Annotated in this window: 8 protein-coding genes; all 8 read right to left on the bottom strand. The window is 64.2% G+C overall.

All coding sequences use genetic code 11. From position 1 onward, the window contains the following. Positions 1-57 precede the first annotated feature (57 nt). Positions 58-1,153, bottom strand: a protein-coding gene (prfB, locus tag J7E36_RS06720) for a peptide chain release factor 2 (RefSeq protein ID WP_215001154.1) whose coding sequence is annotated in 2 segments (ribosomal slippage) — positions 58-1,080 and positions 1,082-1,153 — 1,095 coding nt in all. Because the reading frame shifts where the segments join, the coding sequence is not laid out codon by codon here. A 242-nt stretch (positions 1,154-1,395) separates the two neighbouring features. Beyond that, positions 1,396-2,397, bottom strand: a complete 1,002-nt coding sequence (locus J7E36_RS06725) for a diguanylate cyclase (protein ID WP_215001155.1) — start codon at positions 2,395-2,397, stop codon at positions 1,396-1,398. 45 nt (positions 2,398-2,442) lie between these two features. Next, complete coding sequence (locus tag J7E36_RS06730; protein ID WP_215001156.1) at positions 2,443-3,453, bottom strand: chemotaxis response regulator protein-glutamate methylesterase; 1,011 nt, start codon at positions 3,451-3,453, stop codon at positions 2,443-2,445. Then, complete coding sequence (locus tag J7E36_RS06735) at positions 3,450-5,714, bottom strand: hybrid sensor histidine kinase/response regulator (protein WP_215001157.1); 2,265 nt, start codon at positions 5,712-5,714, stop codon at positions 3,450-3,452. The genes J7E36_RS06730 and J7E36_RS06735 overlap by 4 nt, the downstream gene beginning before the upstream one ends. Continuing rightward, positions 5,711-6,382: a chemotaxis protein CheW gene (locus tag J7E36_RS06740; RefSeq protein WP_215001158.1), complete on the bottom strand. Its 672-nt coding sequence runs from the start codon at positions 6,380-6,382 to the stop codon at positions 5,711-5,713. The genes J7E36_RS06735 and J7E36_RS06740 overlap by 4 nt, the downstream gene beginning before the upstream one ends. Further along, positions 6,379-7,650, bottom strand: a complete 1,272-nt coding sequence (locus J7E36_RS06745; protein WP_215001159.1) for a CheR family methyltransferase — start codon at positions 7,648-7,650, stop codon at positions 6,379-6,381. The genes J7E36_RS06740 and J7E36_RS06745 overlap by 4 nt, the downstream gene beginning before the upstream one ends. Beyond that, positions 7,647-8,183 (bottom strand): chemotaxis protein CheW, encoded by a 537-nt coding sequence (locus J7E36_RS06750; protein WP_215001160.1) that lies wholly within the window; start codon positions 8,181-8,183, stop codon positions 7,647-7,649. The genes J7E36_RS06745 and J7E36_RS06750 overlap by 4 nt, the downstream gene beginning before the upstream one ends. Then, entirely contained in the window at positions 8,183-9,805 is a 1,623-nt protein-coding gene (locus J7E36_RS06755; RefSeq protein WP_215001162.1) for a methyl-accepting chemotaxis protein, read from the bottom strand. Before J7E36_RS06755 ends, J7E36_RS06750 begins: the two co-directional genes overlap by 1 nt. Positions 9,806-9,948 lie beyond the last annotated feature (143 nt).

Genomic DNA, 9,948 nt, shown 5'->3' on the forward strand with positions numbered 1-9,948 from the left:
AGTTTGCGGGCAAGCCTCACTTGAGGAAGTGGGCCTGCCCGGCGCATGGGTATCGCGTTACAGGCCTTGCTTGAGGCTCGCTTCCAGGTATTCGTCGATGTCGCCGTCGAGCACCTTGTCGCAATCGCTGCGTTCGATGTTGGTACGCAGGTCCTTGATGCGCGAAGCGTCGAGCACGTACGAACGGATCTGGTGGCCCCAGCCGATGTCCGACTTGGTGTCTTCCAGCGCCTGGGACGCCGCGTTGCGCTTCTGCACTTCCTGCTCGTAAAGGCGCGCGCGGAGCATCTTCATCGCGGTGTCTTTGTTGGCGTGCTGGGAACGCTCGTTCTGGCAGCTGACCACGGTGTTGGTCGGTACGTGGGTGATCCGTACGGCCGAGTCGGTGGTGTTGACGTGCTGGCCACCGGCACCTGAAGAACGGTAGGTGTCGATGCGCAGGTCCGCCGGGTTGATCTCGATTTCGATGTTGTCATCGATTTCCGGCGATACGAACACCGCCGAGAACGAGGTGTGGCGACGGTTGCCGGAGTCGAACGGGCTCTTGCGCACCAGGCGGTGCACGCCGATCTCGGTGCGCAGCCAGCCAAAGGCGTATTCGCCCTTGATGTGCACGGTGGCGCCCTTGATACCGGCGACTTCACCGGCCGACAGTTCCATGATGGTCGCGTCGAAACCGCGTTTGTCAGCCCAGCGCAGGTACATGCGCAGCAGGATGTTGGCCCAGTCCTGGGCTTCGGTGCCGCCGGAACCGGCCTGGATGTCCAGGTAGGCGTTGTTCATGTCCATCTCGCCGCTGAACATGCGACGGAATTCCAGCTTGGCCAGGGCCTCGTCGAGGCGCGTCAGCTCGGCGACGACATCGCCGACCGCGCCTTCGTCGTCTTCTTCGACAGCCATGTCCAACAGGTCGCGGCAATCGGCCAGGCCGCTGGACAATTCATCCAGGGTCTCGACGATCTGCGCCAGCGCAGAACGTTCGCGGCCCAGTTCCTGGGCATACGACGGGTTGTTCCAGACACTCGGATCTTCAAGCTCGCGATTGACCTCGGTCAGGCGCTCATGCTTTTGATCGTAGTCAAAGATACCCCCGAATAGTTTCGGAGCGCTCGGACAGGTCCTTGATGGTGTTCAGGATCGGGTTGATTTCCATGGCGGGCAGCACTCGTTGGCGAACTTTTGAAAGCCGGCGAGTATAACGTAATCACGCGCCAGCGGCAGCCCGCCCGGCGGCTTTAGGGGCAATGAGATTGGCCTGCGGCGCAGGGATCTGTGGGAGCAAGGCTTGCCCGCGATGAAGTTGATGCGATTCAAGGGAATACCGAGTCGCCCTTATCGCGGGCAAGCCTTGCTTTCACCATCTCCCTCGCCACAAAAGCGTTACGGCTCCATGGCTTACGCGATGCCAACGCGATTGCGCCCATTGTCCTTGGCCATGTACAACCCCTTGTCCGCCGCCGAAATCAACTGACGGCTATCGCCCCCTTGCTGCGGCGTGAGGGTCGAGACGCCGATGCTGACGGTCAGGTTCTCGCCACCGTCGGGCGTGGCGTGGGGAATTTTCAGGGCGAGCACGCCCTGGCGCAGTTTTTCGGCCATCAGCCGGGCGCCGCCAGGCGAGGTGCCGGGCAACACCAAGGCAAACTCTTCGCCACCGTAACGGGCCGGCAGGTCGGATGGGCGACTGCAGGCATCGCGGATCGCCGCGGCCACCTTGCGCAAGGCTTCGTCACCCTCCAGGTGGCCGAAGTTGTCGTTGTAGGACTTGAAGTAATCCACATCGATCATCAGCAGCGACAACTGGCTCTGGTCCCGCAGCGCCCTTCTCCACTCCAGTTCCAGGTACTCGTTGAAATGCCGGCGATTCGACAGCCCGGTGAGGCCGTCGGAATTCATCAGGCGTTGCAACACCAGGTTGGTGTCGAGCAGTTGCTGCTGGCTGACCCGCAACGCGCGATAGGCCGCGTCGCGCTGCAGCAGCATCGTGTAGGAACGCGAGTGGTAGCGGATACGCGCCACCAATTCGATATTGTCGGGTAGTTTCACCAGGTAGTCGTTGGCCCCGGCGGCAAACGCCGCGCTCTTGATCAGTGGGTCTTCCTTGGTGGACAGGACAATGATCGGAATATCGCGGGTGGCCGGGTGATTGCGGTACTCGCGCACCAGGCTCAGGCCATCGAGGCCGGGCATCACCAGGTCCTGGAGGATCACCGTCGGCTTGATCCGGACCGCGTGGGCGATGGCCTGGTGCGGATCGGAGCAGAAGTGGAAGTCGATGTTGTCTTCACTCGATAGCCCGCGCCGCACCGCCTCGCCAATCATCGCCTGGTCGTCGACGAGCAAGACCATGGCGGCGTTCTCATCGCTCTTGAATCCGTCGAGCTGTAAATCATGCATGGGGGCTCACCTGAGTACGGCCTGGGGCAAGGCTGCCGGGGATCATCATGGGGTAAAGATCTCCAACAACCGTGGCGCTATATGGTCCAGGGCAAGAATATGGGCGGCGGCGTCAATCGCCGCGGCCGCCTTGGGCATGCCATAGACGGCACTGCTGCGCTGGTCCTGGGCGATGGTCACGCAGCCCTGCTGACGCATGAGTTTAAGCCCTTGCGCGCCGTCGCGCCCCATGCCGGTGAGTAAAACGCCCACCGCGTCACCGCTCCAGAAATGGGCGACACTCTCGAAAAACACGTCGATGGAAGGCCGGTAGATCTCATGCACCGGCTCGGCGGTGTAGGCCAGCGTGCCGTCCTTCAACAGACGCAGGTGGTGGTTGGTCCCGGCCAGCAACACCGTGCCGCTCCGCGGCGCCTCACCCTGCCGGGCCAGGCGAACGTCGTGGCCCGACGCACTGCTCAACCACTCGGCCATGCCCGCGGCAAACACCTCATCCACATGCTGGACCAGCACAATGGCCGGGGCAAAGTCCCGCGGCAGGGCCTTGAGCAGGATTTCCAGGGCGGCCGGCCCGCCCGCCGACGAACCGATGGCCACCAGGCTCTTGCGCGACACCGCCGCGCGCTGTGCAGCCGGGGCCGAGCGCTCACGGTTGCCGCGCTCACCGATCAGCCAGCCGATATTGGCGATCTTGCGCAACAACGGCGCCGCCGCATCGGCCGGGTTGCCGACGCCCAGCGCGGGCGTGTCGACCACATCCAACGCGCCATGGCCCATGGCCTCGAACACCCGGTGGACGTTCTGCTGGCTGTCACCGGTGACGATCACGATCGCGCAGGGGCTGTCGGCCATGATCCGCCGGGTGGCCTCCACTCCGTCCATAACGGGCATGAACAGGTCCATCAGGATCAGGTCCGGGGTGTATTCGGCGCTGCGCTGCACGGCCTCGGCCCCGTTGGCGGCCACCCAGACCAATTGATGCGCCGGCTCGAACGCCAGGGCGCGGCGCAAGGCCTCGACCGCCAGGGGCATGTCATTGACGATAGCAACCTTCAAGCGCGTGCTCCTCCGATCAATTCGACCACGGCGTCGAGCAAGGCGTCATCGTGGAAACTCGCCTTGGCCAGATAATAGTCGGCTCCGGCATCCAGGCCACGACGGCGGTCTTCTTCGCGATCCTTGTAGGAAACCACCATTACCGGCAACGATTGCAGACGGGTGTCGCGGCGCAGCAGCGACACCAGCTCGATACCGTCCATGCGCGGCATGTCGATGTCGGTGATCAACAAATCGAAATCGTCCGAGCGCAAGGCGTTCCAGCCGTCCATGCCATCCACCGCCACCGCGACGTCGTAGCCGCGATTGATCAGCAGTTTGCGTTGCAGCTCGCGCACGGTGAGCGAATCGTCCACCACCAGGATCCGCTTGCGCGGGGCCTGGGCCTGATGCTGCCGGGCAATGCGCTCCAGTCGTCCGGTATCGAGCAGCTTGTCCACCGAGCGCAGCAGGTCCTCGACATCGACGATCAACACCACCGAACCATCGTCCAGCAAGGCGCCGGCAGAAATGTCCTGGACCTTGCCCAGGCGTTCGTCCAGGGGCAGGACCACCAGGGTCCGCTCGCCGATGAAACGTTCGACTGCCACGCCATAGACCGCTTCACGCTCGCGGATCACCACCACCTTGAGGGTCTGGCCGCTGTTCTGTGTCGGCGGACGATTGAGCAACTGGCTGGCGGCAACCAGCCCGACATGCCGGCCTTCGTGCCAGAAATGCTGGCGGCCTTCGACCTGGACGATGTCTTCCGGCGCCAAGTCGCACATGCGTTCGATGTGGGCGAGGGGAAAGGCATACGCTTCATCGCCGACTTCCACCACCAGGCTGCGCACCACCGACAGCGTCAGTGGCACCTCAAGATGGAAACGGCTGCCCTCGCCCCCCGTCTGCTCCAGCACCACCGCCCCGCGCAACTGCCGGACCATGTGCTGGACGGCGTCCAGGCCGACGCCACGCCCGGACACTTCAGTGACCTTGTCGCGCAGGCTGAAACCGGGCAGGAACAGGAACGTCAGCAGTTCCTCCTCGCTCAGGCTGGCCGCCGTCTGCTCGGGGGACAGGCCGCGCTCGACGATGCTGCGGCGAACCCGCTCCAGGTCCACGCCGGCGCCATCATCAGCCAATTCCAGCACCAGCAGGCCGGCCTGATGAGAGGCCCGCAAGCGGATCAGGCCTTCGGCGGGCTTGCCAGCCGACAGCCGTTGCTCCGGGGTTTCGATGCCATGGTCCACGGCGTTGCGCAGCAGGTGGGTCAGCGGCGCTTCGAGCTTTTCCAGCACGTCGCGATCGACCTGGGTCTTCTCGCCTTCGATTTCCAGGCGTACCTGCTTGCCCAGGCTGCGACCGAGGTCACGCACCATGCGCACCTGGCCGGCGAGCACATCGGCAAACGGGCGCATGCGACAGGCCAGCGCCGTGTCATACAGCACCTGCGCCCGCTGACCGGCCTGCCAGGCGAATTCGTCCAGTTCGGCGATCCTCTGCGCCAACAGCTGCTGGGTGTCGGCCAACAGCCGTCGGGCATCGCCGAGGGCTTCCTGGGCCTGCAGACCGAGGGCGTGTTCCTTGAGGTGCACATTCAACGCCTCAAGCGCACGCAGGCCGTTGCTCTGCTGGCGCTTGAGGCGTTGCATCGTCGCCAGCCAGGGCTTGAGGCGCTGGGTTTCCACCAGGGACTTGCTCGACAAATCCAACAGGCTGTTGAGGCGCTCCGCCGTGACCCGCAACACCCGTTCGCCCCCTTCAGTCACCTGTTTGCCCTTGCGAACGGGGTCCGTTGGCGCGACAGGTTCCGGTTCGGGCATCTCGACGCGAGCCGGCACTGCCGACGGCTCGATTTTTGCCAGTGCCGCCAGCGGGTCTGGTGCGGCGTTGGGATCCAGCAAACGTCCCATCAAGGCAACGTATGCATCGATGTGCGATGCGCCGATGTCATTGCCCGGCGTCGCGATGCGCGTCAGCAAATCAGTGCCCTGCAGCAAGGCATCGATGTGCTCGGCGCTCAGCACCAGGCGCCGCTCCTGGGCACTGACCAGGCAATCCTCCATGACATGGGCCACGCTGACCCCGGCGTCCACCCCGACGATTCGCGCCGCGCCCTTGAGCGAGTGGGCGGCGCGCATGCACGATTCCAGATGATCGGCCTGGGTCGGATCGCGCTCCAGGGCCAGCAAGCCGGCGCTCAGCACCTGGGTCTGGGCTTCAGCTTCCAGGCTGAACAGCTCCAGCAACGACGCGTCACGCATCTGATCAGGGGTCATGACAGGCTCCGGGCCACGGCGTACAGCAGCTGTTCTTCGTCGAGCCAGCGCACGCTGCGGCCCTTGTACTGCAACACGCCACGGGTGTACTTGCCCGCAGACTGCGAAGCGTTCGCCAGGATGCGCTCGTCGATGGCGTGAATGCCGTCCACCTCGTCCACCGGCACCACCACCGGCCCGCCCTTGGCCGCGACAATCAACATGCGCGGCATGATTCGTCCGCTGGAAGCCGCCGCCGCGCCGGGTTCCAGGTCCAGCAGGTCCACCAGCGACAGGCAGGCCACCAATGCCCCGCGCACATTCGCCACCCCCAGCAAGGCCCGCGAACGCTGGTGTGGCAACGAATGGATCGGCTGTAATGGCGCGACTTCCACTAGGCTGCGAGTGGTCAGGCCCAACCATTCTTCACCCAGGCGAAACATCAGCAACGAGCGGGTGACGATGTCGGTGTCCACCGGCGCATGAACCCGCGCCCGGTCGTCCTGCTGCAAGGCATAACGGTCGAGCAGCCGGGTGGCGGCGGCCGAATACACCGGGCAATTGCGGCAATGGATATGCTCGACCAGTAGCGGGCAGGACCTGTCGCCATGAATCCCGATCCGGTTCCAGCAGTCGTCGATGGCCTGGGCGTCGTCATGGGTGAGGTTGTAAGAAACCGGACCGCTCATCGTTTACGCTCACTGTCTGCCGTGCGCCCATTGCGCGCAGCGCGTTCCTGCAATCGACGGGCACCCGCCACGTCGCCCTGGGAAGCCAGCAGCGCCGCCAGATGCACCAGGGCCTCGGCGTGTTGCGGTTCAAGATAAAGCGCCTTGCGGTAAAAGCCCTGGGCCTGGAGCGCACTGCCGGCCATGTCGCTGAGCAGCCCCAACCAGTAGAAGACATGGGCCGCGGGCGGGTGACTGCGCAAGTATTGTTCACACGCCGCACGGGCCTCGGCGCTTTTGCCGCTGTTGGCCAGGGCTGCAATGTGCGCCAGCAAGGTAGCGGCGTCGCTGCTCTTCGGCTCAGGCACCGGCGCCACACTCGTGGCAAACGGCCGTGGCCGGACCAGCGGCGGGACGATGCGGGACGGCGGCTGACGCACCGGCAGCGGGGGCGGGGTCGGTATCAAGGCCGGCAATGGTTGTGGATCGGCAACGCCCTGGCGGCTGAAGGCGAACGACTGGGGCACGCCGATGGAACGCATGCCCAGTCGCCCCAGCAAACTGCCCTCGGCAGGGCCGATGAACAACACGCCCTCCTGGTGGGTCAGGCGCTTGAGCACCTCGAACACCCGCCGCTGGATCGGTTGGTCGAAATAGATCAGCAAATTGCGGCAGAACACGAAGTCATAAGGGGCCTCGTTTATCAGCAGGGCCGGATCGAGCAGATTGCCCACTTGCAGGCGCACCTGCTCGCGCACCCGTTCGCTGAGGCGATAACCCTCATCGTCGGCGACGAAATGCCGCTCACGAAACCCCAGGTCCGCGCCACGGAAAGAATTCCTGTAGTAACGGGCTTCCCTCGCCCGCTCCACCGACAGCGGGCTGACGTCGAGGCCGTCGACTTTGAATTGATGAGGGCCCAGACCTGCGTCGAGCAAGGCCATGGCGATGGAATACGGTTCTTCGCCGGTGGAGCACGGCAGGCTGAGGATGCGCAGCGCACGCAGGTGATTGATCGCGGCCAGGCGCTTGCCGGCCAGCCTGGCCAGAGTCGAGAACGATTCCGGGTAGCGGAAGAACCAGGTCTCCGGGACGATCACCGCCTCGATCAACGCTTGCTGTTCCTGTGTCGAATGCTGCAGGGATTGCCAATACTCATCGGCGGTTCGCCCCGGCACGGCTAGGATGCGCTGGCGCACGGCCCGCTCGATGATGGCGGTGCCGACGGAGGTCACATCGAGGCCGATGCGTTCCTTGAGAAAGTCGAAAAACCGCTGGTCATTGTTCATGACCGCGCCTCGATATCATCCAGGCTCAGCGGCGGCGTGGGAAACAACAGGGCGCGCACCGAGGCATCGAGCAGGTCGCTGACCCGCACCCATTGCAGCAGTCCATGGGCATCTTCGCGCACTGGGCCCAGATAGGGTGCCTGCCGGTTCGCCAGGCCATAGGGCTGAAAATCCGCCGGATCACAGCGCAGGGTGTCGGTGGCCTGTTCCAGGATCAGCCCCAATACCTGCGCTGCCTGCCCATTGTCGGGTCGGTAGTTGACCAGCACCAGCCGCGTGCTGGTACGGGCCTCGGCGTTCTGGCCGAAGGTCAGTGCGCAAAGGTCGATTACCGGCACCACCGTCCCGCGCCAGGCGAAGACGCCCGCCACCCAGGACGGCGCCTGGGGGATCGGCTTGAGGGGCAGGCGCGGCAGCACTTCCACCACGTCGATGGCCTGCACGGCGTAACGCTCGTTGCCGATGCGAAACACCAGGAACAACGTCTGGCGAGCCAGGGGCGCGGCACTACGCCGTGTCTCGAACTCGCCCATCAGACTTTGAAACGCGAGACGCCGCTGCGCAGCCCGACGGCCACCTGGCTCAGTTCATCGATGGCGGAACTGGCCTGGCGCAGGGACTCTACTGTCTGGCTGCTGGCATCACCCAGTTGCACCAACGCATGGTTGATCTGCTCGGCCCCCGTGGCCTGGGCCTGCATGCCTTCGTTGACCATCAGCACCCGCGGCGCCAGGGCCTGGACCTGGTGGATGATCTGCGACAATTGCTCGCCGACCTGTTGCACCTCGGCCATGCCCCGGCGCACTTCTTCGGAGAACTTGTCCATGCCCATCACGCCCGCCGACACGGCGGACTGGATCTCGCGCACCATCTGTTCGATGTCATACGTCGCCACGGCTGTCTGGTCGGCCAGGCGTCGCACTTCAGTGGCGACCACGGCGAAACCGCGCCCGTACTCACCGGCTTTCTCGGCCTCGATGGCGGCATTGAGGGACAGCAGGTTGGTCTGGTCGGCCACCTTGACGATGGTCACCACCACCTGGTTGATGTTGCCGGCCTTCTCGTTGAGGATCGCCAGCTTGGCGTTCACCAGGTCAGCGGCGCCCATCACCGAGTGCATGGTTTCTTCCATCCGCGCCAGCCCCTGCTGGCCGGAACCGGCGGCCACCGAGGCCTGGTCGGCAGCGGTGGACACTTCGGTCATGGTGCGCACCAGGTCACGAGAGGTGGCGGCGATTTCCCGGGACGTCGCACCGATCTCGGTGGTGGTGGCGGCGGTTTCGGTGGCCGTGGCCTGTTGCTGCCGTGAGGTGGCGGCGATCTCGGTCACCGACGTGGTGACCTGCACCGACGAGCGCTGGGCCTGGGACACCAGCGAGGTCAGCTCGGTCATCATGTCGTTGAAGCCGGTTTCCACGGCGCCGAATTCGTCTTTGCGCGCCAGGTTCAGGCGCCCGCTCAGGTCGCCGCTGCGCATGATCTCGAGGATTTCCACGATGCAGTTCATCGGCGCCATGATCGCGCGCATCAGCAACAGCCCGCAGAGCAGCGCGATGATCAGCGCGACGAGAAACGACAGGCCCATGGCGACCTTGGCCGCCGTCACTGCATCGTCGATGGTCCCGGTGGCCGTTTCCGCCAGCTCGCGATTGCGTTCGATGATGTGGTTCAAATGCGTGCGCCCGCCTATCCAGGCAGGCGTCAGCTCGCTCTCCAGCGCCAACCGCGCGCCTTCGTAATCCTTGCGCTGATACAGGTCCAGGACCTTCGCCATGGCCTGGTTGAACGCCTGGTGGTTGGACTCGAATTCGTCGAAAGACGCCTGGTCGGCAGGGTTCTGGATCAGCGTTTGATAATTCTGGATTTCTTCGCGCAGATGCTGCTCGAAGCCCTGGTAGCGGGCCTTGTCATCCGCGGTGAGTTCCCGGCTCCCGGAAAGGCCGACGATCTGCTGGGTCAGCACGTAACTGTCGACCCAGCCACCACGGATCATGGAGCTGTAATACACCCCTGGGATCGCGTCGGCCCGCACCCTTTCTTCACTGTCCTGGATCTTCAACAACCGCGAGTACGAGACAACCACCATCAGCAACATGATGGCGATGATCACAGCAAAACTCGCCAGGATGCGTTGGCGCAACGTCCAGTTCTTCACCGTAAAACCTCAGGTACTTTGAAAATGCTCGGGAGTATAGCTGAGGGTTGGGGCGCGGCCGTAAGGGACACTATTCAAACAGCCGACGCAGTACCACTGTGGGAGCAACTGTCTTGATGTCTTTTTTGGAAGAAGACTAATCA

Source organism: Pseudomonas fluorescens (assembly GCF_018614775.1).
In the GTDB taxonomy this organism is placed as follows: Bacteria; Pseudomonadota; Gammaproteobacteria; order Pseudomonadales; family Pseudomonadaceae; genus Aquipseudomonas; species Aquipseudomonas fluorescens_BY.